We start from the raw sequence: 25712 nt of genomic DNA, 5'->3' as shown, positions 1-25712 counted from the left end.
ACAATTTTGAGAGGAGCCTGATGAATAAAATGAAAAAACACGGAGTGATGGCCGCTATTCTGGTAGCGAGCATCGTTACACTCGCCTTTAGCAGTTCTTCCTATTTCGAAATCACCAAGAACCTCGACATTTTCACTACGCTCTATAAAGAGTTGAATACGTATTATGTAGATACGCTCAATCCTGAAAAGCTGATGCAGAGCAGCATCCATGAAATGCTCAATTCTTTGGATCCCTATACCGATTTTATTTCTGAGGAAGATATGGAAGATTATCGCACACAAACAACCGGTAAATACGGCGGCATCGGCGCACTGATTGGCACCCGGGGTGAGTGGGTGACGGTGACGGAGCCTTATGAAGGTTTTCCTGCCGACAAATCGGGGTTGCGCGCCGGTGATAAGATTATAGAGGTGGATGGCAAGGTGGCCAAAAATTATAAGACCGACCAGGTGAGTGCCATGTTGAAAGGCAAACCGGGGACAGAAGTGGTCGTCAAAATAAAGCGATTGAATAAAGACGGAAACGAAGATGAACTGACGGTGCGTTTGACGCGCGAGGAAATAAAAATCCGAAACGTTCCCTACTATGGAATGATAACCGATGAAGTGGGTTATATCCGGTTGGGGGGCTTCACCGAAAGGGCAAGCATGGAAGTGAAAGCGGCACTGGAATCGCTGGAAGCAAAAAATAAAATCAAAGGATTGGTTTTTGATTTGCGGGGCAATCCCGGTGGCTTGTTGCACGAGGCCATTAACGTGGCTAATATTTTCGTGGATCGAAACCTCCAGATTGTTTCGACCAAAGGCAAACAAGAGGAATGGAACAAATCCTTCCGGTCGCTTAACGACCCGGTAGATCTGAAAATTCCATTAGTGATATTGACCGACGGCGGCTCTGCTTCGGCAGCGGAGATTGTGGCTGGCTCCATGCAGGATTTGGACCGCGCTGTGATTATTGGCCAGAAAACCTTTGGCAAAGGCTTGGTGCAGTCCACGCGCCCGGAACCATATCAGGCCAAGTTGAAAATCACCTCCGCCAAATACTACATCCCTTCCGGTCGCTGCATTCAGGCCATCAACTATGCCGAGCGCAACGAAGATGGAAGTGTGAAACGCATTCCCGACTCCTTAAAAGTGGCTTTCAAAACCAATAACGGCAGAACCGTTTATGATGGCGGAGGCATTGATCCCGATATCATTCTGGAACCGGAGAAGCTATCCAACATCGCCATCAGCCTGTTGAGCAAAAGCCTGATTGCTGACTATGCTACTGAGTATCGCGCAAAGCATGATAAAATTGGCAGTCCGCGGGAGTTCAATATCGGCGACGCCGGTTATGCAGATTTTGTAGCCTGGGTTTCTAAGAAGGATTATGACTACACCACACGCAGCGAAAAACTATTGGAAGAATTCAAATCAACTGCCGAAAAGGAAAAATATCTCGATGCGGTTCAGCCCGATTTGGAAGCGATGAAAAAGAATATGATACACGACAAAGAACAGGATTTGGTGAAAGAAAAAACACAGCTCAAAGAGTTGCTCGAAGAAGAAATCGTTTCCCGCTATTATCTCTACAGCGGCAGGCTTCAGTCGGTTTTTCGCAAAGACCCGGAGGTAAGAAAAGCGATAGAAATATTGAATGACAATTCAAAGATGAACGAAATCTTGGCAAAGAAATAAGTGATCATGAAAAAGAAACTCCTTACCCTCCTTGCCGGTCTCGGATTGTTCATCAGCTTGATGTCCTTTGCCGATTATTATTTTGACATCTCGAAGAACATGGATATTTTTTCTTCGGTGTTCAAAGACGTGAACAATTATTATGTAGATGACATAGAGCCATCTAAACTGATGCGCACGGGCATTGATGGCATGTTGAAAACGCTTGATCCCTACACCAATTATTATTCCGGTTCGCAGATTGAAAACGCCCGCATTCAACAGGGTGGAAAATTTGGTGGCATGGGCATTGAGATTGAAATGATGAATGGCTATCCGGTCATTACTTCGGTCACGCAAGGACAACCCGCCGACAAAGCGGGCATGAAGGTGGGCGATGTGATTCAGATGATTGGCGGAGCCTCGGCAAAGGATCGCAAGAAGGAAGATGTAGATAAAATTCTGGTAGGGCAGCCAAAGGCGCAAATCACTTTAAGCGTGGAAAGAAAAGTTTCGATGGACGAAACTAAAATCCTTCCCTTTGTGATTGCGCTCGAAGAAATTCAGGAGACCAGCGTTCCTTTCAGCGGCATGGTTACGCCGGAAATAGGCTGCATCAAGCTCAAGATATTCAATGAAAATGCCGGTAGAGATGTGAAGGCTGCCTTCGATAGTTTGAAGTTGGCAAACCCGAATATGAAAGGCATCATCCTCGACCTGCGTAGCAACCCCGGCGGTTTGTTGAACGAGGCGGTGAACATCGTGAACGTGTTCTATGGCAGGAATGAACTGGTGGTGAATACCAAAGGGAAAGTGGCCGAGTGGAACAATACCTTCCGCACGTTGAACGAGCCTTCGGATACAAAGATTCCTTTGGTGATGATTACCAACTCGATGAGCGCATCGGCTTCCGAAATTGTTTCAGGCACCATGCAGGATTATGATCGGGGCGTGGTGATTGGACAGAAAACTTACGGCAAAGGCCTCGTGCAAACCACGCGCAATCTTTCCTACAACACCATGTTGAAAGTGACAATCGCTAAATATTATATCCCCTCCGGTCGTTGTATTCAGGCGATTAATTATGCCGAGCGCAATGAAGACGGAAGCGTGAAGCGCGTGCCCGATTCGCTGAAAGTAGCTTTCAAAACTCACAACGGAAGACTGGTGTGGGATGGCGGTGGCGTTGACCCCGATGTGATGTTGCCCAAGCCGGAACAAAGCAAAGTCGCGGCTTTTCTCATTGAGAAACATTATCCTTTTCAATTCGCTACTCAATACCAAATGTTGCACCCCTCTATCGAAGAACCGGGCCGCTTCAAGCTGACTGAAAATGACTTTAATGAATTTGTAATCTTCTTGAAACACAAAGACCTGTCTTACAAAACTGAAACTGAAGAAAAACTGGAAGCGCTGAAAAACGCTACCAAGGATGAAAAATATTTCGATGCAGTCGAAGTCTCTTATGAATCTATCAGCAAAAAACTACTGGCCGATAAACAAAACGATCTGATCACGCACCGTGATGAAATCATGCACCTGCTTGAAAACGAAATCGTAGGTCGCTATTACTATGCCTACGGCAAGGTCAAAAAAAGTTATCAGAATGACACCGAAGTAGCTAAAGCCATTCAGCTACTGAACACGCCTAAAGAATATCAGGAGATTTTGGCGGGGAAGTAAGCCCCTACAGACTTGCTAAGTCTTGAAGACTTAGCAAGTCTTATTTTCCATTTGATTTTGTCAAAGTTCTATTAACCACCCCATTCTCATCGAAGATGTATTCTTCATCTCCAATTTAAAAACATACAAAGCCCTTCCCAAATCTCCGGAAAGGATTCCTCTTTTCTTCCCACTGAAAACCATTTTCCCCGAAAGGTCATAGATAGAAACTACTTCTTCGGCCAAAACGGTTGACCAGGAAATGGTCTTTGAATTCAATTCATTCAAAGCAGTAATCATCGGAAATTCGAAAGCGCCCGCGTCGGGATTACTGCCCTGTGAGCGGGCATTGTTTTCTATATCGGTAGAAGGCACAAAAGCACCGGCCAAAGAAGCCCTGCCCAAATCAATCGCCAAACTGGAGGGAGACAGATGATAATCGTTCACAGCGCTATCGGCAAATAGCAGTGTCGGAACAGATAGCAAAGAATTCAAATCGTTGTTGGTGGTTGATTTCCATTGAGCGAAAGTCATGTTAGTACTTCCTCCGTTATTGCTCATTCTGTCAACCAATACATTATAGTCACTATGAAAACCTGCAAGCGAGGCCGCATCAATGCTGATGCTGCCACGAAAATTATGGGGGCTGTAAAATATATTGTTGAATACAATATTGCCCGAACTGCTATCGCTGATATTCAGCGCCCATCGTGCGTACATAGATTGAAGTATGGTATTGTTCACCACCACATTATTTTTTGCTCCCTCCGCTGCATCTATCCGATATAAAGAGATTCCGCTGGCGTTATTGTTATAAAGCAGGTTGTTCTGAATGCGCGAACTCTGTACTCCATCACAGTTAATTCCTGAACCGCCCGCTTGTCCATTATTAAAAATCACATTGTTCTCTACCAACGCATTACTGATAATTCCATCGCCGGGTTGCAGGTTGAAGTCGGCGTTCATGTGTATTCCTGCGGCATTGTTTCCCCAACAAATATTATTGCGGATGATAGGATTGTCGGCACTGTTGCCAAAATAGATTCCATGTTCAGCAATAGAGCGGCTACACTCGTTGAACTCAATCAAAATGTTTTCGCTGAAACCGGTCAGGATGCCCCACTTGCCGCAACTGTCGGCTATATTATTTCTGAAGATAATTCCCGTGTCCGATACTGCACGGAATCCTGCCCTTGCAACTCCATAAACCTTGAATCCCTCGATGGTCACATAACTGGCTCCTTCCAGATTGATGCCGTCGGTCGTGGTTGCATTGCGAAGGTTGATTAATACACCGGGCAATGCAGCAAAAATAATTCGTTGAGATGGCGTGCCACTTTTAATATGGTAAAACCCCGCGTATGTTCCGGGCAGCACCGATACCGAATCACCGGGCTGCACCACATCAGATGCTTTCTGTAAGGTGAGAAAAGCAGTTGCGGGAGTCAAACCATCGTTGCCGTTACTGCCCGCCGGACTGACATGATAGGTATTGGCGAAAATGGATGGGGCGAGGAGCAGAAATAAAACGAAGGGTAAAAAGTGTTTCATAGCCGGGTGTTTAAGAAAGAAGAGAATCGAAGATAATATCTTCAAAGAATGATGGTGGCAATTGTGTTGGTCGGGAAATTGGTCATTTGGCTTCAGCCATTAGAGGGAAAACAGCCAATGGCACTTTTATTTTCACAAATCCCTTATTTCTTTAAATATCAATCATTTTAACGCCAAAAATGCAAAAATGGATGTCACTATTCCATTTCCCGCTACCCATATTCCATTTTCCCCAGCCATTATTTCATTTTCCCCGGCATCAATTCGGTTTTCCCCGACCTATATTTTATTTCCCCCCACCTGTATTCCATTTTCCCCGATACATATTTTGTTTCCCCCAGCCCGTATCCCATTTTCCCCTGACAGTAATTCATTTCCCTAAAACACAAATTTAGTTTCCCATCCATGTTATCGTCAATGGTCGGGCTAAGGCAAATAATTCAGCGCCTTGAACGCCTGTTGCCTAAAAGAATGGAGTAAAAAGTGATGAAAAAATGGAGATTCTACTCCATCAAGCCTCTGCCGAACTTCTTGATTTCGCCTTTGTCCTGCATTTCGTTTTTGATGCGGTCCAGAACGCCGTTCACGAAGTCCTTGCTTTTGGGAGTGCTATAGAGTTTTGAGATGTCTATATACTCGTTGATGGTAACCTTGATCGGAATGGTGGGAAAGTGTTTGAGTTCACAGACGGCCATCTTCAACAGAATGAGGTCGAGAATCGCCACGCGGTCCATGTCCCAGTTTTTCAGCTTCGGCTGAATGATGGCGCCCAGTTCTTCGTTTAGTTGTATGCACTTGGCCAGCAGGTCGAGCGCAAACTTTTGCTCCTCGGCCCAAGCATCCATGCTCAGAAAAAAATTGTTCTTCTTGTTTTCATCAAAGGCATCAACATATTTGCCGGTGACGTGCAGCAAAAGCGCATTGTCATCATCATAGTTGATGAAATGCTCCTCCAAGTGCTGTTCCAATTCCTTATTGGTAGCAAAAATTTTCTTGAAGATAAACGAGATGATTTCTTTATCCTCTTTGGCCGTTGGTTGTTCCAGTTTGGCATAGTCCTTATACTTCTGCTTAGTGGCCAGTTCGATAAACAAATTGCGAACGGTGCCTTCGCTCACCATGTGGCGAATGTTTTCCTTTTTCACAAAGTCATTGTACAAGGCATCTTGCTCCAGAAACAGAATGATGCGATTAGCGGCAATGGTGGTGCTGGCTTTTTCATCTTCCTCGGTCTTGATGTATTTAGCGAGGCGCTTGGCCTTGTCCACCAGCGAGTACTGACAGACATCCATAAGAAATTGAAGATGGGTGAGATAGAGCGAAACCGACCTTTGAATCTGAGTCTTGAGCAGTCCTTCCAGTCTGGTTAATGGAGTGTCATGATCCATTTCCCAGGCATATAGTGCCTGCATTACTTTTATTCTAAGATTCCGTCTGCCTAACATGATTTTGTTTGTATTGAGGTGCGAAGGTATGAATGTGTCGAAGTGGGGCGGTGTTAGTTTACATCAACACCTGAACACCCCAACACTTTCGTTAAATTATTTGCCCTTTGCTTTTTCAATACGCTCTACCGCCATTTTAATGGCAGCTTCCTGAGTGGGTATCTTTTCGGCTTTTGCTTTGGCAAAAATATCGAGGGTGCGCGGGTAAATATTTTCCACTATCGCGTCTGTTTCTTTTTGGCTGAGGGTATGTACCTCGCGGTAACAGTTGATGACTCCTCCAGCGTTAATCAAAAAGTCGGGTGCAAAGAGAATTCCTTTGTCCACCAACATTCGTCCGTGCAGGTTTTCGTCTGCCAACTGGTTGTTGGCTGCGCCGGCAATGATGGAACATTTCAATTTCGGGATTGTCTCGCTGTTGACCGTAGCGCCCAAAGCACAAGGAGAGTAGATGTCCACGTCGAGGCTATAAATTTCATTCGGATCCACAATCGTCGCCTTAAACTCCTTAGCAACTTCTTCCAGATGCTGTTTGTTCAGGTCGGTAACAAAAACCTTTGCCCCTGCTCTGGTCAAATGCCCAACCAGCGTATGGCCTACATGCCCAACGCCTTGCACCGCTACTTTCTTTCCTTCCAGAGATTCGCTGCCGGTCTGTTCTTTCACGCTGGCCTTAATGCCCAGAAACACTCCGTGAGCGGTCACCGGCGAAGGGTCGCCCGTGCCACCTGCCGAAAGAGGCTTTCCCGTAACATGCTTGGTTTCTTGCATCACCACGCTGATGACTTCGGTCGAAGTGCCTACATCTTCTGCGGTGATATATTTTCCATTCAGACTTTCTACAAACTTTCCAAACCTTCTCCAGAAGGCATCGTCGCGCTTGATTTTATGGTCGCCGATAATGACCGCCTTTCCGCCGCCGAGATTGATTCCGCTGATGGCAGATTTAAAAGTCATTCCGCGCGAAAGGCGAAGCACATCCCATAAAGCAGCAGATTCGTTTTCGTAATTCCAGATGCGGCAGCCACCTAAAGCAGGCCCTAAAACAGTATTGTGCACAGCGATGATTCCTTTCAAACCGGTTTCTTCATCGTTGAAGTACATCACCTGTTCATGCCCCATCGGCCCCATCATTTCAAACACATTCGCTTCTTTCTTTTCTACACTTTGCATTACGCTTCCTGTCATAATCAATTCAATTTTTACTTAGTTTCACATTTTTTTGCGGGCGCAAAGTTGGCAAGGAATTCGGTTTTACCAAACAAAGAAGGGTTTTTAGACCTATGAGAAAGTCGAGCATTGCAGGCCAACTACGTCCGCCGGAGGATTCCCAAAAGTATAATCAAGAAGTAAAGTGAAGCATTTAGCAAGTCTCAATAAATATTTTGTTCGTTATAAATGGAGGATCATGGCAGGAGTTCTGTTCGTGATTTGCGCCAACGCGCTGAACGTTTACAATCCCATCATTACCAAAGACGCGGTGGATCTGATAGCTAAACATCTGAAAGATGTCCATACTTCAGGTGAATTAACCACAACGATACAAACGCAAATAGGCTGGCAAGTGTTTTATCTGTTTTTAAAATATTTGGCTGTTGCCCTTATGGCCGGTGGATTTACTTTCCTGATGCGGCAAACAATCATTGTTGTTTCTCGAAAGATTGAGTTTGATTTGAAGAATGACATTTATGAGCATTACCAGAAATTAGATCTGGCCTTTTATCGTCGCAATAACACCGGCGACCTGATGAACCGGATCACCGAAGATGTCAGTCGGGTACGCATGTACATGGGGCCTGCCGTTATGTATTCGGTCAATCTGATTTTTGCCATCCTCTTCGCACTTACTTCCATGTTGCTCATCAATCCGGTGCTGACCATGTGGGTGATGATTCCCTTTCCGATTCTCTCTTTTATCATTTACTACGTCAACGAACTTGTAGAAAAGACCAGCACTGAAATCCAGACCAAGCTTTCTGAGTTGACTACTAATGCACAAGAAACTTATTCCGGCATCCGGGTGATTCAAGCCTATACCCGAGAAAAAGATATGATGATGCATTTTGAAAGAGAAAGTGAAGAATACAAGCAGAAGCAATTGAAAATGGCAAAGATTAATTCTGTCTATTTTCCGATCATGATATTTTTGATTGGGTGCAGTATCATCATCGTTGTATATGTGGGAGGGATACAGGTAGGTCAACAAAAACTTTCTCCGGGAGCCTTGGCGGCTTTCTTGATGTACACCAATATGCTGATGTGGCCCGTGAGCGCTCTGGGCTGGACCGCCTCCATAGTGCAACGAGCTATTGCATCGCAAAAGCGTATCAATGATTTTCTCGATCAGCAGCCCACGGTTAAAGATGAGATCAGTCTAGAAAAGGAAATAAAAGGAGATATTGTATTTGAGAATGTATCTTTTACCTATCCAGATACCGGCCTTCAGGCATTGAAAGATATTTCCTTTCACATCAAGCCGGGACAACGACTCGCCATTATTGGCCGAACCGGTTCCGGCAAAACTACGCTGGCTGATTTGTTGATGCGCATGTATGACGCTACGCAAGGTGAAATTCGTATAGACGGAACACCAATAAAAGAATTTCAGCTCGGTTCGCTCCGGCGCCAAATTGGATTTGTCCCTCAAGATGTGTTTCTGTTTTCTGAGACTATATCAGAAAACATCACCTTTGGTTTAGATGAATCAGATGAAGAAACCGCCAGCCGCTTTGCAGAATATGCTTCCATCAAAAATGAAATTGAAGAATTTCCAATGGGGTTTAAAACTATGGTGGGCGAACGCGGTGTAACCCTCTCCGGCGGACAAAAGCAACGCATTTCTATTGCACGCGCATTGGCCAAGCAACCGAATATTCTTTTGCTGGATGATAGTTTGAGTGCCGTGGACACTGCCACCGAAAAACGTATTCAGCAAAATCTTGAAAAAGTATTGGATGGCAAAACTGCCATTATTATTACCCACCGGATATTCTCTCTGATGAGGTTCGATAATATAATTGTGCTGGATGACGGCAGGATCATTGAACAAGGCAAACATCAGGAACTTCTGGATAAGGCAGGAGCCTATGCCGATATATATAACCGGCAGTTGACGGAGCAAAAAAACGAATCCGTGGCTGAATCGCTATAATATTTGTTCAGGAATAATATATATTAGCCGACCTAAAACCAGTGGTAACAAACAAAATATAAAGCAAGTGGAGAAAAAAGGTACTAACGACAAATTTGAAGGCTTTTTCAGTAAGAGATTAAAAGCCGGAATCCGAACTTATTTTTTTGATGTGAAAGGAGGACGCGAAGGAGCCTATTTCTTGTCTATATCTGAAAGCAAGAAAAGAAGAGATGGTGAAGGATATGAAAGTCATAAGATTTTCCTGTATCCAGAAGACTTTAAAAAGTTTGCCGAATCGCTTCAGGAAGCCTTAGATTATGTCAAGACCGAACTGATGCCCCAATTTGATTTCGAGGCTGGACGACCAGAACAAGAGCGAACCAGCAACCATAGTTCTCCGGGAAATAACAAACCGCTGGCATCTATGCCTCCGGTTACAGAGAAAAAATCTTTGATTGACCATGACAAATCAGAAGTCAACTCTTCTACTCCTCCGCCCATCACCGACGATGAGCAGATAGATTGGAAATAAAAGACTTCTCTTACTCCATCTATAAATGACCTAACTGTTCTTCCCGTTTCCCATCTTCTTTTCGAAGGGCTGATTTAGTCCGCCTCTATCTCATTTTTATTGATTTTTCTACCATAAATTTTTCATTGGCGATTGGGCACATCCCATTCATTTCCGTTTACATTTGCGCCTTGTTAATTTTTATGCCTTTTTCTGGTAAGCACATTTATAATTATCCCCTTTATCAATATTTACCGGGTTCCACTTTAATCATGAACGGATAATATGAAAACAGAACCTCGCGGGCATGGAATTAAACTAAGTGCCGCTGGATTACTCATCACACTGGGAATTATTTATGGTGACATTGGAACTTCACCGATTTATGTGCTCAATGCCATCGTCGGTGGTCAAGTCATTTCCAATGATTTGGTCTATGGCGGTATTTCCTGTGTTTTTTGGACGCTCATCATTATCACAACAATCAAGTATGTTTTTCTCGCTCTGAATGCCGATAATCGAGGGGAGGGAGGGATTTTTGCGCTCTATGCCTTGATTCGCAGATATAAAGTTCAATGGACGATCATTCCGGCCATCATCGGTTGCGCGGCGTTGATAGCTGATGGATTTATTACGCCACCAATTTCTATTTCCTCTGCCATTGAAGGATTGAGAATTCTGAATCCAAATATACCCACAGTACCCATTGTTATAGCCATTCTAATAGCGCTTTTCACCTTTCAACAATTCGGAACTAAAGTCGTAGGGGCAATTTTTGGACCGGTTATGTTGATTTGGTTCACCATGATTGGCACCTTGGGAATCATTCAAATCGTTCAATACCCCACAGTACTTCATGCGTTCAATCCATATTACGCTATCAATCTGCTGGTAGCCTATCCGGGAGGTTTTTGGCTTTTAGGTGCGGTGTTCCTCTGTACTACCGGAGCGGAGGCTTTGTATTCAGATTTAGGTCACTGCGGCAAAGGCAATATCCGGGCCGGATGGATTTATGTTTTGATCATGCTGGTGTTCAGCTATTTTGGACAATCAGCCCATTTGCTTCGTTTGTATCATGGACAGGTTTGGCCCGAAGGGCATTCTACCTTCTATGCACAAATGCCCACTTGGTTTTTGCCTATTGGGATTACGGTAGCCACTCTGGCAGCCATCATTGCTTCACAAGCGGTCATCACCGGTTGTTTCACCTTGGTAAACGAAGCGATGAAACTTCGATTGTGGCCCACTTTAAAAGTGATCTATCCCACCACGCAGCAAGGACAGATTTATATTCCAGGTATCAACTGGTTTCTTTTAGCCGGTTGTATTGCCGTGGTCATGTTGTTCCGCCAATCCAGTAACATGGAAGCGGCGTATGGACTGGCCATCACCTTCGATATGCTGATGACGACCACCCTGCTCACCTACCTGATGTATATGCATCGCCGACCAGCCTTAATGACTTGGGGTATCCCCGCGGTATTCCTGACCGTAGAGCTTTCTTTCATGATTTCTAACCTGTTGAAATTTGCACATGGCGGTTGGTTCACTATCATGATTGCTGCGATACTTTTCTTTGGCATGTGGATATTCTATAAAGCACGTCAACTCCGCAAGAAACATATTGAGTTTGTTGAAATCAACGATTACATCCCTGCTCTAAAAGAATTGATGCACGATGAATCTATTCCGAAGGAGGCAAACAACTTAGTGTTTATGAGCATGGCAAATGACAAAAGCCATATTGACTCGAACATTATTTATTCCATTTTCCGCAAACGACCGAAACGAGCAGATATTTATTGGTTTGTACATGTCGAAATTACCAATGATCCCTTCGGTGCTACCTATTCGGTGGATCCGGTGGTGAAGCGACGAATCTTCTTCGTACGACTTTCTTTTGGATTCAAAGTAGAACACAAAGTAAATTTGATGTTTAATAAGATTGTAGAGGAAATGGTCAAGAGCGGAGAGATAGATGAGTTGTCACATTACCCTTCGCTACGAAAGTTCAATATGCCTGCCGATTTTAAATTTATCATTCTCAATAGCCGAGTAGCCATTGACGATGCCCTGACTCCTGTAGAACAGTTTTTCGTGAAATCATATCGGTTTATTAAAACCATTTCACTGACAGCCGCCGAAGATTTTGGTTTGGAACTGACCAACGTAGAAGAGGAAACGGTACCCATCCGAATAGCTGCTTCCACCAAAATTGATTTGAGGAGAGTGGATGCTTTATAAAATCACTTATTTTAATGCTATCCTAAACTTTTTGTCAAAAACCATTTGGGTAAAAAGAGGCGATTTTAATTTCCCATTTTGACAAGAACATCAAAGTAGAGAGAATGATGTCAGCCTCTTCTTGCTGGTGACGTTTGCTCCGATATTATTTTGGAAAACTAAACACCAGCAAGAGCGAGAGACCAAATAAATGTGATGTTGGCAGCGGCAGCTTATAACTTCAAGCGAGTCATCAATCAGGCTTCGAAAGTTGACCTTTCTTTCGTTACCCAAAAAACACTTCCTATCCCGATTGATACAGCCGCTCTTTTGATTAAAACAGCGGAGGTTTTGATTAGAAAAGCTGCCTGTTTGACCGATATAGCGGCTGCTTTGATCACAATAGCGGAAGATTTGATTAAGAATGCCGATGTTTTGATTGAATTAGCCGCTCTTATGATTAAGATAACCACGGTTGTGATTGATATAGCAAATGATATAATCAAGATAGCCACAGATATGATTAAGATAGAGAAAGACTTAACCGATATAGCGGCTGATTTGATTGATATAGCGGGGAAATTGATTAAGAATCGGGGGATTATTGTTGATAATCGTTTGTGAGAGAGGCGATTACAAACGTAACACTCAAATCAAATTATTTTTCTACACAATTCTGATTCTTTGATGCAAATTTTCCGTTTCAGGACTTCTGCCTTTGTTGGCGTTTAGTTCATCTTTTGGAAACTAAACACGAGCAAGGGCGAGTGCTTTTTGTCCAAGGAAATGTTTCGGAGGGTATAATCTTCTATCAAAGTAATTTTCCAAACTCGCCAAGACTCCTTTCATAACCCTTTAACAGCAGATTGAATTGTTCCTGAATAGGTGTAAAGTCCTTCGGCAATTTCCTAAACTCGTTTGCTACTGCCTCATTATCCTTGGCTACTTCGCGAAATGAATAATAGAAGAGGATGAATTCATTGAAATAAATACCCATTTCCCGATAAACCGCATCCATTTTTTGGAAATAAACAGCACTTTCTTTCAGCAGGAGGTCTAAATTTTTTGTGTCTGTCAATGAGCGGAGCGTGGCTTCAAAACTCTCGATTAGCTTATAGGATTCCTGATAAGTTTTGATTGACCTTTCCTGTTGCTCACAAAAATCATTTATCACTTCATGAACCGGACTAAGCTTAAAAACGTTTTTACTGGCCATATTTTTCTAAATGTAAGAATCAGGAAGCTAAAATGGGAGGAAATTGCGAAATCCCCAAAAGGAAATTAAGATTTCACTATCGGTTGGTGTCTCACCCACCGATAATCAATCTGCCGCAACTGCGCTGATTTTTGTTGGAAATGGGGAGGATTATGTTGTGCACTAATTCATCGAGGAAAACTTTTAATTTGCTGAATGGACGTGCAGAAAAGTTGGGCGATTGGAAATAATTTTATAAAGGAAGCTATAAAACTTTCTTCAGAAATTTTAGATTCATTAAATAAAAAAATACCTGAGGTGCCCACTCAACAACTGGTTTTTTATGATTTTGCAATCAGGGCACATTGCTGTCTCAAAGCTTCTCGTTTACTTTAGGATGAATTTTTAAACCAAAAACGATTCAAACTTTCTCTAACAATCCAGCTTAGAGTAGGTGTGTTAGATTTTATAACCTTCATTTATCTATATGATTTTCGCAAAGACGAAGCAAAATTTAAAATAGAATATGACAGACTCAATCATACATTTTATTCATGGTTAGAAAATAATATGAAAACTTCACCTCCAGAATCCCGAGAAGAAGTAGATAAGTTTTTAAAGATTCACTTCCCTTTGAAATTTGAACCAGCCGGTGGAATTAAGGACAAGATTAAGGCACCAACGATATTAAATATGAAGGAGGCAACGGAAAGTAGTGACCTTGGTGAATATATTCCAACAGCGTATAATCTTTATCGAATGTTCTCTCAATACGAGCATTATTCAGAAGTTTCCCGAAAGTTTATGGTAAGAGAAGTTGAACACGACTTAGAACTATTTATGGTCGCCATTGATTGTGTCTTTATGCTACAATATTTCAGTTTTCAACTTTTGAATATTGAGAGGGAGTTTATTACAAGATATAGAAACCTACACCATCATTATCTGCTTTCGTATGGTGAAGGCCAAGTAGTAAAAGTATAATTGCTACTCCACCCCCACCTTCACCTCCTTCAAATCCTTATCCGCAGAAGACGAGCCGATGAGTAAAGCGTATTCGCCTTTATCAGTTGTAAAACCTTTCCCTTTTTTAAATGAAGCAAGCGTCTGCGCCGATACATCAAAAGAAACGGTTTTGGTTTCTCCGGCTTTAATCGCTACACGCTCAAAACCTTTCAGTGTTTTAACGGCTTCGCCTACTGCAGTGCCTTTCCCTTTTACATAAAGCTGCACTACTTCCTCTCCATCGCGAGTTCCAGTGTTCTTTACATTCACGGAGATTTTGGCAACGGGTTTAGAAGCTGTTATCGTTCCCCCTTTGGGGGCTAGGGGGCTGTATATAAAACTAGTGTAGCTCAGTCCATATCCAAAAGGATAGAGCGCCTCGCCATCAAAATAGCGGTAGGTCTTTCCCTTCATATTATAATCATGAAAGTCGGGAAGCTGTGCTGCGTTCTTATAGAAGGTGACCGGTAGGCGCCCTGCCGGATTATAATCTCCGAACAATACATCGGCCAGCGCAGTGCCGGATGCCTGTCCGCCATACCAGCTTTCTACAATTGCGGAGATGTTGGCCTTCTCCCAGTTAATGCTCACTGCGCTTCCGTTCACCAGCACCAGTACCACCGGTTTACCGGTGGCCACGATTTTCTTTATCAGGTCTTCCTGAGTAGAAGGAAGTTCCAACGCTATCCGGTCGCCACCGCTGAAGCCGGGTACTTCCACATCCATCTCCTCCCCTTCCAATCTCGGCGACAGTCCTCCGCAGAAAACCACTACATCGGCTTGCCTTACTGCTTCGAGTGCCCTCTTTTCGCGTTCCATATCGGGCAGCGACCAGAGTAACACAAAAGGAGAACGAGGTGCATTAACTCCCACCAGCACCTTGATATGATATGCCTTGCCCTTTTCCAAACTCACCTGTTTGAGCGAGAAATCATTGTCGGGATCATTGCCGTCTGTTACAAGCAAGGAATCATCAAGAAATAAATCGAAATCATTTCCTCCGCGGCAACCGAGATAATATTTTCCTGAAAGTGGCGGCACTAAAACACCCGTCCAACGCACAGAGAAATCACCTTTCATATCCGCAGCCATCACATCTATCTCCGTATCCACTTTTGATTTTACCGGTTCACCTTTGGCCTCTTGGTTAGAGAAGTATTCGGCTTTCAATCCTTTCACCTTTTTATCCGCTGTCGTAAACAAATAATCTACGTTCACCGGTTCTACATAGGGCACACCGGGCGCTACTTCGCAACCGGTTTCATACAAAACCTTCGTATTTGAAGATACCTTGTTTTTGATTCCTTCTAAAGGCGTGGAGACAGAGGTGGGGAAGCCGTTATAGTTCGCTAACAAACAATGTTCATCATTGGCATTGGGGCCAATGACGGCGATGGTTTTTATATCCTTCTTTAAGGGCAGTGTATTCTTTTCGTTCTTCAACAGCACGATGGATTTAAGCGCAGCCTCCTCGGCTAAAATACGATGAGCTTTTGAATCTACCTCCTTCTCTCCGAGTTTAGAAAAAGGAATCTTATCATCAGGGTCAAACATGCCCAGACGAATGCGCGCTTCAAACAAACGCTTGACCGAAACATCAATCTCTGATTCTTTAATCAATCCTCTTTTGACGGCATCTACCAATTTGAAATATTGTCTGCCACAATCCAAATCAGTACCGGCCTTCACGGCCAATGCCGAAGCCTCTGCCGCATCCTTCGCCTGTTTGTGCCCTCCCCATATATCATTAATTGCACCGCAGTCTGAAACTACATATCCCTTGAAACCCCACTCTTTGCGCAAAATAGAATCGAGCAAGGGATCATTGCTGCAACAAGGTTTCCCGCGTACACTGTTGTAGGCGCACATCAGCGAATGTACCTGGGCATCTTCCACACTCATTTTGAAAGCCGGCAAATAGGTTTCGCGCAAATCATATTCTGATACCTCAGCGTTGAAAGTGTGCCGCTCAGACTCCGGGCCACTGTGCACCGCATAATGCTTTGCAGTAGCAATCGTTTTAAAATACTTTGGATCATCCCCTTGCAAACCACGAATGAATTGAACAGCCATTTGTCCGGTCAGGTAGGGGTCTTCGCCATAAGTTTCCATACCCCGCCCCCAGCGCGGATCTCGGAAGATATTGATATTCGGCGACCAGAAAGTCAATCCCTGATAGCGAAGACGCTGACCTTTCGATACGGCGATGTTAAACTTTGCGCGTGCTTCATCAGAGATAGCTGTTGCCACACGGTGCATCAAATTTTTATCCCAAGTGGCAGCTAACCCAATGGCTTGCGGAAAAGAAGTAGCGAGTCCGTTGCGCGCTACGCCATGCAAGCCTTCGTTCCACCAATTATATTCCGGTACTTTCAAACTGTCAATAGCCGGTGCGTGATAAAGCAGTTGTGCGACTTTTTGTTCCAACGTCATGCGCGATACCAAATCATTCACCCGCTCCACTACCGGCGCATCAGGATTAAGGTATTTATAACTTGATTGCGCCTGACAAAAAACAGATGCGACCAGATAGGACAAGAGGAGATATGTTTTCATGATATGGGGTTTTAGTTTCTTGAAGGTATTTATTTCTGGAAATCAGGAGGATTGTTTACTAGCTTTCTCCTTAGCCTTCCAGATTCTATGACTGATAACCATTTTTATTTCAGAAAACTCCACATCGTCGCCCAATTGCGATTTGATACCGCCCATCGTTTCGGGGATCGTGTCCCCCATGGTCTTTTCAATCAGTTCAATTTTGGAAGAAGGCAATACATCATAAAGATTGATGTCGCCAGCTTCTATCCACTTCGCGAAATGCCCTTTGATAGTAGCAGGAGATAAACCACGCATAGCGGCGATTTCGTCAGCACTTTTACCTTGCTTATGCAACGCGAGCGTATCTTTATAAGTGCCGCCCGTTTCCTTTTTGCCGGAGGTGACAGAACTGACCACTTGCGCTATTTGTTCGCGGCTGTGCTTTCTGGGTCCTTCATAAAGTTGCTCATCCATAAAAACTGCATCGTACAAATGATTCAGTTTATTCCAGAAATTGACTTCTAAGGCTTGCACGTGATGTACATATTTCTTGACTTTACTTTTGTATGCCAGTTCTTTGATATGCTCATTCAGCGGTAGAATGAGTTTATCGAAAATATGATCGGTGAAATATTCAATGGCTTTGGAACAACGGAGCTTTAATTCTTCAATGGTGCGCGGGTTTTTATTGTATGCGTCAAGCAGGCGCTCTAATTGCATTTGAAATTTTCGAGCGGTAGATTGAATCGCGTCAATCTCCCCAAAAATCTTTTCGTACAAACTAAGTGCAGCTTCTTTATCCGGAATGTCTTTCTCCATCACTAACTCTCTCCATTCCGAAATTTTGTCGGATAGTTTTATGAATGTGAAAAGTCTTTTGAGCAAGTAATGGGCATATTCCGCCTTCGCTACCTGAAGCGTATTTTCCAACTCATGGGTAGAATGATGCGAATCGGTGAACGAACTGATTCGTTCATCACCGTGCAAAGCATTCTGCGAAATAAGCGAATGAAGCACAATGCCTTCCAGTGTTCGGCAGCGGCTCAAGGCTACATAAACCTGACCGGCAGCAAATGAATGACCGGCATCAATAATTACCTTATCAAAAGTAAGTCCCTGGCTTTTGTGGATGGTGATTGCCCAAGCGAGGCGTAGGGGAAACTGGCTGAAAGTTCCCAGTTCATCTTCTTTGATTTTGTCGGTACCATTTTCAACGGAGTAGCTGATGTTTTCCCATGTTTCGCGATGCAGCGTAAATTCTTCTTGATTATCATTAAAGGTAACGGTGATGTTTTCGCCTTCTATATTCTTCACTACTGCCAGCTTACCGTTAAAATATTTACCGGTCTCCACATCATTTCGGATGAACATAACCTGCGCTCCTTCCTTTAACTGCAATACCCGTTCGCAGGGAAACATATTGTCGGGAAACTCACCGGTAACCTTTGCTTCAAACAGATGAGTTCGTCCCATCAGGTTTCCTAACTCCTGTTGGTTCACGCTGTCGGCTTTCTTATTGTGCGTGCTCAACAGAATATATCCTTCTTCGGTGGGTTTGAAGTTGGGTTGATAACGCTCCTTCAGTTGTTCGTAATCATCCTCCTCCATTCGCTGGTCGCGGATATTCTGGAGCAGACTCAAAAACTTCCGGTCGCTCTGGCGATAAATTTGTTTCAACTCAATCTGCATGGCGTCCAGTTTGTCCCAAACCTGCGAATTGAAGAAATAGGGTGCGGAATAATATTGCTTCAAGATTGCCCATTCGTTGTCTTTCACTACCGGTGGCAACTGGTGCATGTCGCCTATCAACATCACCTGTAGGCCACCAAATGGTTCGGGGTTCCGGCGCACTGTTCGCAGCGTGAAATCTATCGCATCAAGAATGTCGGCGCGCACCATGCTCACTTCATCCATGATGAGCAGCTCTAGTTCGCGCAACACCTTTACTTTTTCTTTGCGAAACTTCATGTGATTATCCAGAAGTCTTCTCCGGTTGGTCACTAAATTCAAATCCACCGAATCGTTAGTGGGGATAAAGGAGGTGAGCGGCAGGCTGAACATGGAATGAATCGTCACCCCTCCGGCATTAATCGCTGCCACACCGGTGGGAGCCACAATGGCAATGTTCTTGGAAGTCTTCGCGGCAATCTGCTTCAGCAGGGTGGTCTTACCGGTACCCGCTTTTCCGGTGAGGAAAAAAGAACGGTTGGTTTGAAGCGCGAATTGTTCGGCAATTTGAAATTCTGGATTTTGCATCGTGGCCCTAAAAATAAAATACGTTGCCTAATTTATAAAGTCCAGTCACCATACGCCAAAACAGATTAGAAAAGGACTAAATACAGGACTCAAATCATTCATGTCTATAACCAAATATTAGTGATATAATTCATCCAGATTTTGAAGTATTCTCACCACCCGCTTGCCTGTTTTTGTGGCAGACTTACCTATTCCTGCGACAGACTTACCTGTTTCCGTGGCGGATTTCCCTATTTCTGTCTTAAGTTTAGGTATTTCTGTCGCAAACTTCCCTATTTCCGTGACAGACTTACCTATTTCTGCTACGGACTTAGGTATTTCTAGGGTGGACTTCCCTAAGTTCATGACAGACTTCCATATTTTCGTCACGGACTTCCCTATTTCCGTCGCGGTTTTGCCTATTTCTGTGACAGAATGAGTCTGGAAATCTTTGGATAATCCACGAATTAACAGAAAAACACGAATAAATGGCATGTTATTGATATTTACCTTTATGTTTGATGGGAAATCTGAAATAGGCTAAAAACATACTTGCCTTCGGCCAATCTATCACAGATGTTTGGCATAAGTTAAGGGAACCATTATTTTTGATGAGATGACAAAGTTTTCCGTAAGCGCTCTGCTCCATGCTACGATAGTCCGAAAATAACGATGATACATATCTACTTATGCAACAAGGAAATAAGCGAAATAAAGAGCCGATTAGATGACCTCGATTTATAAAAATTATAAATTTGCTTTGGAAAGATACCTGCGCCTCTTTTCGGGGAAAAAGATGGGGGCAAAATCAAGTTATGAGAAATGAATAAAACCATGAACAAGATTATATCGTACCTCCAAAGAATTTATCGCTTATCATTAAGTTTCAAAAAACAGGAAGAAATAGTCTGGGAAGAATTAAAAAAACTTCACTCGGCTGCAGAATGGAAATCTGGAGTTTATGAAAAAGAAAAATATATTGAAACCATATTCGAAATTAGTAATGAAAAAGCAGGAACATTCTATTACATGATATATGAAGGAAGCTTTCATTGTAGAGTAAAAATAGTAGAGGGATTCCCTAATGATTTAACAACCGATTTATTTATACTATCATCCCATTTCAACAACCTATTAAACAATGGAGTTGTAGTTATAAACGTAAATAGTCAATACGTTGAATATCATCAGAAAAGAGATTTACGAATTCCACTTTTATATAGTGAAGAGATTTATAGGCAATTAGATCGACATTTTAATACTTCAAAAGACATTTATTCTGCCTTTCAAAGACTTGTAATAGAACAAGAAGCGCCTGCTATTATAATTGCAGATTTATTAAAACATTATGAAAGCAGGGATAATGAGAAAGGATAATACCTCTCATAACAGACCTTTGGCAAAAAGGCGGGTTCAGCGCTTAAACGAACGTTCGTGCCCGCATCAGGCAGATTCAGTGCTGGTAGACAGTTTAGTGCTTCGAAATCTACTACTTCGCCAAGCGCCAAAACGTAAGCTGCAACCATTTGAGGATAGTGCTAAATTGAAACTATCGTTCTAAAACCAGACATTTGACAAACTATGGACAATGACAAACGAACAGACATTGCAACTGCCAACGCATGATTTGAGAATGAAAAATAAAATAACAAGACAAATAAAAAGAATAACAAAAAGTATTGGGCTTTCAGCCCAATGCTTTCTGTTGCTTTTGAAAAACTTGATACTTATTAAAACGCTTCGAGTGAAAAGTGTTTGGCTTTATGACAGGGTTGTAATTCAAGGTAACGAAGTTGAGTTGTTTTGGAAAGTAAAAGGTTGCCACAAAATTAGGGTTGCAGGTATTGGAACAATTAAAGGAAGTCTAACAGGAATAAGATTTAAACTAGCTGACATTACAAAGCCAATTCAAATTTGCTTTTACGGAATTGCGAAAAGAAAAACGGAAACTGTTTTCTTTAATGGTGCAAAAATAAATTTGCTGAATAAGTTTTATACTGATTCTACTTTGCCAATTGCTTTTGCCGTTCCTTATAACAGAGAAAATCTAGACTGCCAATTTTCTAACTCAAAATTAGAGACCAATTTTGAAAACATCACTTTTGAATTTGATTCTTTTGACCTAAATAAATATGAACCATTAAAAATTACACAATCATGAAAAGAGATTTTTACACAACCCCGCAATCAACTCCAATAATGCGTTTCCTCTGGAGTGCATCAGGTGGAGACAGATATATTTTAGAAAGAGCCACATACTCCGACCAAATCAAGTATATGTGTTTAGGTGGAATCATTGTTGCCACTGGTTTAATGGCTGCCTTAGCAGGAGGATATGCTCTATTCACAATATTTTCCCCAAGAGGTTCGGCACTTGAAAGTGAAAGCTATTGCTATTATATTCAGAAAGTAGTTAATAAACAAGCTATGGAAGAATTAGTAATTAATTGGAAATTAATTTTCACAACAATAATCTCAATTGTATTCGGCTGTTTCTGGGGACTAATGATTTTTAACCTTGACAGGTTTATTGTTTCAAGCACAGGCAAAGGTGACGGAACAGAGGCAATCACTTGGGAAGAATTCAAAGGAGCAATTCCGAGAATGGTATTAGGAGCAATCATTGCTCTTACAATTTCAAAACCAGTTGAGATTAGAATGTTCAAAACAGAAATTGATGTTGAACTTCACCAAGCACAAATGGAAAAGCAAAGACAATATCTTTCTCAAATTGATTCTATCTATATGGGAAGAATTGAAAATGGAAAGAAAAAAATTGAAAAATGGGAAAGTGAAATTCAAGGAAAAGAATTAATTCATTCTGATTTAGAAAGAAAATGGATAGCAGAAGGACAGGATGGAGGTTTTAAGGATAAAGCAAATAATATTAAAGGAAGTGTTGATAGAGCTCTTAATGAAGTAAATTTAGTTAGAGAAAAAAACATCCCCTTAATTAAGGAGGGATATGAAAATTTGAAAAAGTTTGAAGACCAAAAACAAAACCAAATTCAGAATGCTTCAATAGTTTCAGCAGGACTTGACGGCTTATTAGAACGAATAAAACTTTCTCACAAAATTGCGGGCTTTTGGATTTCGCTTTTTATCACTTTGCTTTTTATGTCAATTGAACTCACTCCAATATTTTTCAAGTTGATGTTGGTTAAATCTCCCTACGATTTTTTAAAGGACAATGTAGAAGAACTAATGAAAGCAGAACAGGGAATATATATTGATTACAATTATCACAAAGATAAAGAAGGACAAGAGAGAGATTTGATAACTCACTTGCATAAAGAGAAATTGATAGCAGAGAAAAAGTCATTGCAAAAAGTTCAAGAAGAATTAACGGAGTATGCAATTTCAAAATACCGAGAAGAAATGAAAAAGAAAATTGATGCAAATCCCGAACAGTTTATAAAAGTTCAAGAAAACAACACAGAAAAAAATGAATCTTAGAAAGTCGCTTTGCACTTTATCCGGTGACGATTACAGCATCATAAGTAGATGCAGTAAAGATCTACAAAATCGCTTTGCAGCGATTGGCGGTTTTGTGCTTTGTATTTTTGTTTTGTGTTTCGTGAGTAGCTATTTCACTTTCAAAATGTTATTTCAAAATTACATTTTAGGAATTCCAGTTTCAATTTTCTTTTCGTGGATGATTACAAATATTTACTTACTCCTACTCTACACTTTGACAAAAAATGTTTTGCCTCATATTCAAAACGCAAGAGCAAGAATGTTTTCAGTAGGAATAAGATTAGGTTTCATTTGTTTCATTGCGATTATAGTTTCAAAACCTTTAGAGGCACTTGTGTTTTCAAATCAATTGAGCAGTGAGATTGCAACCTACAAGCAAGAACAAATTCAAAAATATACGGTAATCACATCAGAGTATTTTGATGCTGAAACGCAACAACTGAAAACAATTATTGAAAAGCAGAAAAACATTACGGCAATACTGCAACAGGACAAGTTCAACAATACGAGCAACTTTTAGAAAGAAAGGGGAAACAAAAAGCCGAACTGATTTCTAAAATGGAAACTCTCGTCAATCATTCCAACTACTATTTTCAAAGTATTCTTATTCTCAATACAAAATATCCAGCGTGTTGGTTTTTTATAATTATCAGTATTGTAATTTTTATGATGCCAGCTTACTTGAAATATTTTCTTGCAGAGCAAACAAACTTTTATGATTTCAAGAAAGAAATTGAAATGACTCTCATTCAACAAGAGTATGCTTCCTTCAAATCTCAATACAATATTTTGTTTCAAACGAATCACAACTCAAACAAAACATTCGCTGAATGTTTTGTTGATGCACCATTTAACACCATCCGAAAAAAAGACGGAAGAGAATTTTTGAAAGAAGATGATTTAATTGCGGAAATGTATAATGCTTGAATATGTAACTATACAAGAACAAATTGAACGGAGGACCTACTTAAAAGGAAAGTTCAAAGGAAAATTTATTGGCTACCTTGACCACCGGAAGTCAGACATAAGCCACGAAAATTTTTATGACCTTGAAGTTTTAAGCGGAGAAATATTTACAGACAAAGCAAGTTTTCGGAGTTGGAAGGAAGGAGACGAGTTTGAAGAATTTATAGATGTAGAAAAGTTTCTAACAAAACTTCCCGATTCTTTGCCTTGTGAAGTTTCATACACAGGCGGGAGTATAAAACATTTTCAAATAAATCTTAACGAACCCAAGTTAAGCAACTACACACTTTCAAATCAACACTATGACGGCAACAAAATTTTCGGTGATATTTTTGGGGACATTTCAGGATATTTAAAACATTACGATACCGAAGAACACGTGGTTGAAGTTGTTGGAGCAATAACAACCGAAGCGGTTGTTATTGCTCCAACTAAAATTAAAACCACAAAGCAAACAGGAAAGACAGAAGTAAACGGAGATTACAAGCGGTGGGAATATTTTTACGCTGACAATTCAACCTATTGGGAAGATTGGAAACATCAAGGCAAACCAAGAACAGGTTTATCAATTTGGAGCATCTTAATTGGATTGCTTCGACTCATTTCCCTTTTACTTGTAGTCATTCCAATTTTTGTAGCAGGCTGGAAAGTTATTTTACCACTATTAATAATCGGAGGCATTTTTTATTTGTTGTCAGCGTTCCAACTAGTTTTAGCTTTCGTTTGGAAATGGTTGATTCGTTTATTCAGTTTTGCTTTTATCTTATCATTCGTTTTCGGAATCGTTTCACTTTTCACAAATCCAATTCACCCAACAGTAAGAAAACCATACGCAATAGACGACAGCAAAGAAGTTACACAGACGAAACCTGAACCAGAAGTAGCAGGTGACAGTATTATTTCACACCACAGAATTTGGAATGACTATGACAACAACACTTACAGTGGAGACCTTGAAGTAAGAGTCTCTGATTTCAGAAGTGCAAACAGTTTTAGAAATACTCTTTCTAACTCTCTTCAAGACCCATCACAATACAATTACATCATTTCAAGAATTTATAATTTTGACAAAAACAAATTATCAAGAATCTACACAATGTTTGATTCATTGAAAACGAAAAACAGTTTGAACCAAGTTCAATTTGCACAAGTGATTACTTCTTGCATACAAGATATACCATACACTTTAATTTTAGATAATGCTTGCGATGCAAGACAATACAATGACGATTTTATTCGTGACTATTTAGGCAAAGGCGGAAAATGTGAGGGCTACATAAAGTTTGGACTTCTTTCACCAATAGAATTTATGGGAAGTTTAGAAGGTGATTGCGACACAAGAACTTTGTTGCTATTTACAATTCTCAATCATTACCACTATGATGTTGCAATGCTTGGGAGTGAATTGTATAAACATTCAGTAATAGGAATTAACTTGCCATTTAATGGAATTGCAAAATCAATAAACGGAAAACGATATGTAATTTGGGAAACAACCGAACAAGGAATCGCAGCGGGGCTTTTCCCTCGTGAGTTATCTGATATGCGTTTCTGGAATGTAAATCTAATCTCAAACAATCAAGAAATATGACAACAAACATCATTCTTTTAGTAGTAGTTTTAGTAAGTGGCTTACTAACTGTTTTCATTTTCAACTCTATTATTAATTCAAGAATCAAAGGCAAGGTTTCCGAAAATGAAAACCCAATTAGCATTGACATCTTGAAAGCAATTTTGTTTTTATGTGGCGGTTTGCTTTTAAGTGAAATCATAAACACATTTCAGACAATGACAAAAGTTTTGCCTTCCAGTTTTACAGGAAACGATTTGCTTTTAAAAGAGATAATGTTTTTCAGTATTTTTTTAGGAATCGCTTTGTTAGTTCTCTTTGTTAATCTTTGGCTATCCGCAATAATGTTTGGCATTGTATCAAAAGAAAAAAACATTTTCATTGAAGTAGCAAACAATAATCTTGGTGCTACAATTTTATTTGTCGGAATTCTTTTAGCTCTGACATTTGCAGCTAAAGCAGGACTTTCGCCAATGCTTGACCAATTCATCCCCTATCCAACAATGCCAACTTATCACTGATTAATAAAGCTAACGCACA

The 25712-nt window shown here is 41.4% G+C and carries 22 protein-coding genes; 15 read left to right on the top strand and 7 right to left on the bottom strand.

Translation table 11 applies throughout. The features are described 5' to 3' along the window. Nucleotides 1-20 precede the first annotated feature (20 nt). Nucleotides 21-1682: a S41 family peptidase gene (locus IPP77_13235; GenBank protein MBL0310593.1), complete on the top strand. Its 1662-nt coding sequence runs from the start codon at nucleotides 21-23 to the stop codon at nucleotides 1680-1682. 6 nt (nucleotides 1683-1688) lie between these two features. Further along, nucleotides 1689-3344 (top strand): S41 family peptidase, encoded by a 1656-nt coding sequence (locus IPP77_13230; GenBank protein MBL0310592.1) that lies wholly within the window; start codon nucleotides 1689-1691, stop codon nucleotides 3342-3344. 60 nt (nucleotides 3345-3404) lie between these two features. On the opposite strand, the gene IPP77_13225 is transcribed toward IPP77_13230, so the two are convergent. The 3 genes from IPP77_13225 to IPP77_13215 form a co-directional block, all read right to left on the bottom strand. After that, entirely contained in the window at nucleotides 3405-4874 is a 1470-nt protein-coding gene (locus tag IPP77_13225) for a right-handed parallel beta-helix repeat-containing protein (protein ID MBL0310591.1), read from the bottom strand. Between the two features lie 503 nt (nucleotides 4875-5377). Continuing rightward, complete coding sequence (nusB, locus tag IPP77_13220; protein MBL0310590.1) at nucleotides 5378-6319, bottom strand: transcription antitermination factor NusB; 942 nt, start codon at nucleotides 6317-6319, stop codon at nucleotides 5378-5380. Between the two features lie 96 nt (nucleotides 6320-6415). Then, entirely contained in the window at nucleotides 6416-7507 is a 1092-nt protein-coding gene (locus IPP77_13215) for a Glu/Leu/Phe/Val dehydrogenase (GenBank protein MBL0310589.1), read from the bottom strand. A gap of 166 nt (nucleotides 7508-7673) precedes the next feature. Here IPP77_13215 and IPP77_13210 point away from each other — a divergent pair, with 166 nt between their 5' ends. From IPP77_13210 to IPP77_13195, 4 genes are all read left to right on the top strand, one after another. Beyond that, nucleotides 7674-9470: an ABC transporter ATP-binding protein gene (locus IPP77_13210; protein ID MBL0310588.1), complete on the top strand. Its 1797-nt coding sequence runs from the start codon at nucleotides 7674-7676 to the stop codon at nucleotides 9468-9470. Nucleotides 9471-9537: 67 nt separating this feature from the next. Then, on the top strand, nucleotides 9538-9984 hold the full coding sequence (locus tag IPP77_13205) for a DUF3276 family protein (protein ID MBL0310587.1): 447 nt from the start codon (nucleotides 9538-9540) through the stop codon (nucleotides 9982-9984). 264 nt (nucleotides 9985-10248) lie between these two features. Further along, on the top strand, nucleotides 10249-12207 hold the full coding sequence (locus IPP77_13200) for a KUP/HAK/KT family potassium transporter (protein ID MBL0310586.1): 1959 nt from the start codon (nucleotides 10249-10251) through the stop codon (nucleotides 12205-12207). A 195-nt stretch (nucleotides 12208-12402) separates the two neighbouring features. Continuing rightward, on the top strand, nucleotides 12403-12810 hold the full coding sequence (locus tag IPP77_13195) for a hypothetical protein (protein MBL0310585.1): 408 nt from the start codon (nucleotides 12403-12405) through the stop codon (nucleotides 12808-12810). 187 nt (nucleotides 12811-12997) lie between these two features. Here the strand turns inward: IPP77_13195 and IPP77_13190 are convergent, their stop codons facing one another. Then, nucleotides 12998-13402 carry a hypothetical protein gene (locus IPP77_13190; protein ID MBL0310584.1) on the bottom strand — a complete coding sequence of 135 codons (405 nt, stop codon included), beginning with the start codon at nucleotides 13400-13402 and terminating at the stop codon, nucleotides 12998-13000. A gap of 195 nt (nucleotides 13403-13597) precedes the next feature. Here IPP77_13190 and IPP77_13185 point away from each other — a divergent pair, with 195 nt between their 5' ends. Continuing rightward, the gene (locus IPP77_13185; GenBank protein ID MBL0310583.1) at nucleotides 13598-13777 is read left to right on the top strand and encodes a hypothetical protein; all 180 of its coding nucleotides are present in this window, start codon (nucleotides 13598-13600) and stop codon (nucleotides 13775-13777) included. A 174-nt stretch (nucleotides 13778-13951) separates the two neighbouring features. Then, nucleotides 13952-14365: a hypothetical protein gene (locus tag IPP77_13180; GenBank protein MBL0310582.1), complete on the top strand. Its 414-nt coding sequence runs from the start codon at nucleotides 13952-13954 to the stop codon at nucleotides 14363-14365. Between the two features lie 3 nt (nucleotides 14366-14368). On the opposite strand, the gene IPP77_13175 is transcribed toward IPP77_13180, so the two are convergent. From IPP77_13175 to IPP77_13165, 3 genes are all read right to left on the bottom strand, one after another. Further along, complete coding sequence (locus tag IPP77_13175) at nucleotides 14369-16942, bottom strand: glycoside hydrolase family 3 C-terminal domain-containing protein (protein MBL0310581.1); 2574 nt, start codon at nucleotides 16940-16942, stop codon at nucleotides 14369-14371. 42 nt (nucleotides 16943-16984) lie between these two features. Then, nucleotides 16985-19180, bottom strand: coding sequence for an AAA family ATPase (locus tag IPP77_13170; GenBank protein ID MBL0310580.1), 2196 nt, complete (start codon nucleotides 19178-19180; stop codon nucleotides 16985-16987). A gap of 117 nt (nucleotides 19181-19297) precedes the next feature. Further along, nucleotides 19298-19654: a hypothetical protein gene (locus IPP77_13165; GenBank protein MBL0310579.1), complete on the bottom strand. Its 357-nt coding sequence runs from the start codon at nucleotides 19652-19654 to the stop codon at nucleotides 19298-19300. Nucleotides 19655-19993: 339 nt separating this feature from the next. Here IPP77_13165 and IPP77_13160 point away from each other — a divergent pair, with 339 nt between their 5' ends. The 7 genes from IPP77_13160 (at nucleotide 19994) to IPP77_13130 (ending at nucleotide 25693) form a co-directional block, all read left to right on the top strand. Continuing rightward, nucleotides 19994-20536, top strand: coding sequence for a hypothetical protein (locus IPP77_13160; protein MBL0310578.1), 543 nt, complete (start codon nucleotides 19994-19996; stop codon nucleotides 20534-20536). 211 nt (nucleotides 20537-20747) lie between these two features. Beyond that, nucleotides 20748-21320, top strand: coding sequence for a hypothetical protein (locus tag IPP77_13155; protein MBL0310577.1), 573 nt, complete (start codon nucleotides 20748-20750; stop codon nucleotides 21318-21320). Then, complete coding sequence (locus IPP77_13150; protein ID MBL0310576.1) at nucleotides 21317-22615, top strand: DUF4407 domain-containing protein; 1299 nt, start codon at nucleotides 21317-21319, stop codon at nucleotides 22613-22615. The genes IPP77_13155 and IPP77_13150 overlap by 4 nt, the downstream gene beginning before the upstream one ends. Next, a complete protein-coding gene (locus IPP77_13145) occupies nucleotides 22605-23156 on the top strand; it encodes a DUF4407 domain-containing protein (protein ID MBL0310575.1) in 552 nt (183 codons plus the stop codon). The genes IPP77_13150 and IPP77_13145 overlap by 11 nt, the downstream gene beginning before the upstream one ends. 146 nt (nucleotides 23157-23302) lie before the next feature. Beyond that, nucleotides 23303-23563: a hypothetical protein gene (locus IPP77_13140; protein MBL0310574.1), complete on the top strand. Its 261-nt coding sequence runs from the start codon at nucleotides 23303-23305 to the stop codon at nucleotides 23561-23563. Continuing rightward, nucleotides 23556-25193, top strand: a complete 1638-nt coding sequence (locus IPP77_13135) for a hypothetical protein (protein ID MBL0310573.1) — start codon at nucleotides 23556-23558, stop codon at nucleotides 25191-25193. The genes IPP77_13140 and IPP77_13135 overlap by 8 nt, the downstream gene beginning before the upstream one ends. Next, the gene (locus tag IPP77_13130) at nucleotides 25190-25693 is read left to right on the top strand and encodes a hypothetical protein (protein MBL0310572.1); all 504 of its coding nucleotides are present in this window, start codon (nucleotides 25190-25192) and stop codon (nucleotides 25691-25693) included. Before IPP77_13135 ends, IPP77_13130 begins: the two co-directional genes overlap by 4 nt. The last annotated feature ends 19 nt before the right edge of the window (nucleotides 25694-25712 follow it).

This window comes from Bacteroidota bacterium, assembly GCA_016722375.1.
GTDB lineage: Bacteria > Bacteroidota > Bacteroidia > Chitinophagales > LD1 > Bog-950.
Note: the sequence above shows the minus strand (reverse complement) of the source record. Positions and strands in the feature narration are given on the sequence as shown.

Bases quoted from the DNA above. Each gene is read 5' to 3' on its own strand.
- IPP77_13145 (MBL0310575.1), top strand. From the start codon at position 22,605: ATGAATCTTAGAAAGTCGCTTTGCACTTTATCCGGTGACGATTACAGC.
- IPP77_13230 (MBL0310592.1), top strand. From the start codon at position 1,689: ATGAAAAAGAAACTCCTTACCCTCCTTGCCGGTCTCGGATTGTTCATC.
- IPP77_13155 (MBL0310577.1), top strand. From the start codon at position 20,748: ATGACAAACGAACAGACATTGCAACTGCCAACGCATGATTTGAGAATG.
- nusB (MBL0310590.1), bottom strand. From the start codon at position 6,319: ATGTTAGGCAGACGGAATCTTAGAATAAAAGTAATGCAGGCACTATAT.
- IPP77_13180 (MBL0310582.1), top strand. From the start codon at position 13,952: ATGAAAACTTCACCTCCAGAATCCCGAGAAGAAGTAGATAAGTTTTTA.
- IPP77_13165 (MBL0310579.1), bottom strand. From the start codon at position 19,654: ATGCCATTTATTCGTGTTTTTCTGTTAATTCGTGGATTATCCAAAGAT.
- IPP77_13135 (MBL0310573.1), top strand. From the start codon at position 23,556: ATGCTTGAATATGTAACTATACAAGAACAAATTGAACGGAGGACCTAC.
- IPP77_13225 (MBL0310591.1), bottom strand. From the start codon at position 4,874: ATGAAACACTTTTTACCCTTCGTTTTATTTCTGCTCCTCGCCCCATCC.
- IPP77_13170 (MBL0310580.1), bottom strand. From the start codon at position 19,180: ATGCAAAATCCAGAATTTCAAATTGCCGAACAATTCGCGCTTCAAACC.
- IPP77_13150 (MBL0310576.1), top strand. From the start codon at position 21,317: ATGAAAAGAGATTTTTACACAACCCCGCAATCAACTCCAATAATGCGT.
- IPP77_13200 (MBL0310586.1), top strand. From the start codon at position 10,249: ATGAAAACAGAACCTCGCGGGCATGGAATTAAACTAAGTGCCGCTGGA.
- IPP77_13195 (MBL0310585.1), top strand. From the start codon at position 12,403: ATGTTGGCAGCGGCAGCTTATAACTTCAAGCGAGTCATCAATCAGGCT.
- IPP77_13130 (MBL0310572.1), top strand. From the start codon at position 25,190: ATGACAACAAACATCATTCTTTTAGTAGTAGTTTTAGTAAGTGGCTTA.
- IPP77_13190 (MBL0310584.1), bottom strand. From the start codon at position 13,402: ATGGCCAGTAAAAACGTTTTTAAGCTTAGTCCGGTTCATGAAGTGATA.
- IPP77_13175 (MBL0310581.1), bottom strand. From the start codon at position 16,942: ATGAAAACATATCTCCTCTTGTCCTATCTGGTCGCATCTGTTTTTTGT.
- IPP77_13160 (MBL0310578.1), top strand. From the start codon at position 19,994: ATGAACAAGATTATATCGTACCTCCAAAGAATTTATCGCTTATCATTA.
- IPP77_13235 (MBL0310593.1), top strand. From the start codon at position 21: ATGAATAAAATGAAAAAACACGGAGTGATGGCCGCTATTCTGGTAGCG.
- IPP77_13185 (MBL0310583.1), top strand. From the start codon at position 13,598: ATGGACGTGCAGAAAAGTTGGGCGATTGGAAATAATTTTATAAAGGAA.
- IPP77_13215 (MBL0310589.1), bottom strand. From the start codon at position 7,507: ATGACAGGAAGCGTAATGCAAAGTGTAGAAAAGAAAGAAGCGAATGTG.
- IPP77_13140 (MBL0310574.1), top strand. From the start codon at position 23,303: ATGATGCCAGCTTACTTGAAATATTTTCTTGCAGAGCAAACAAACTTT.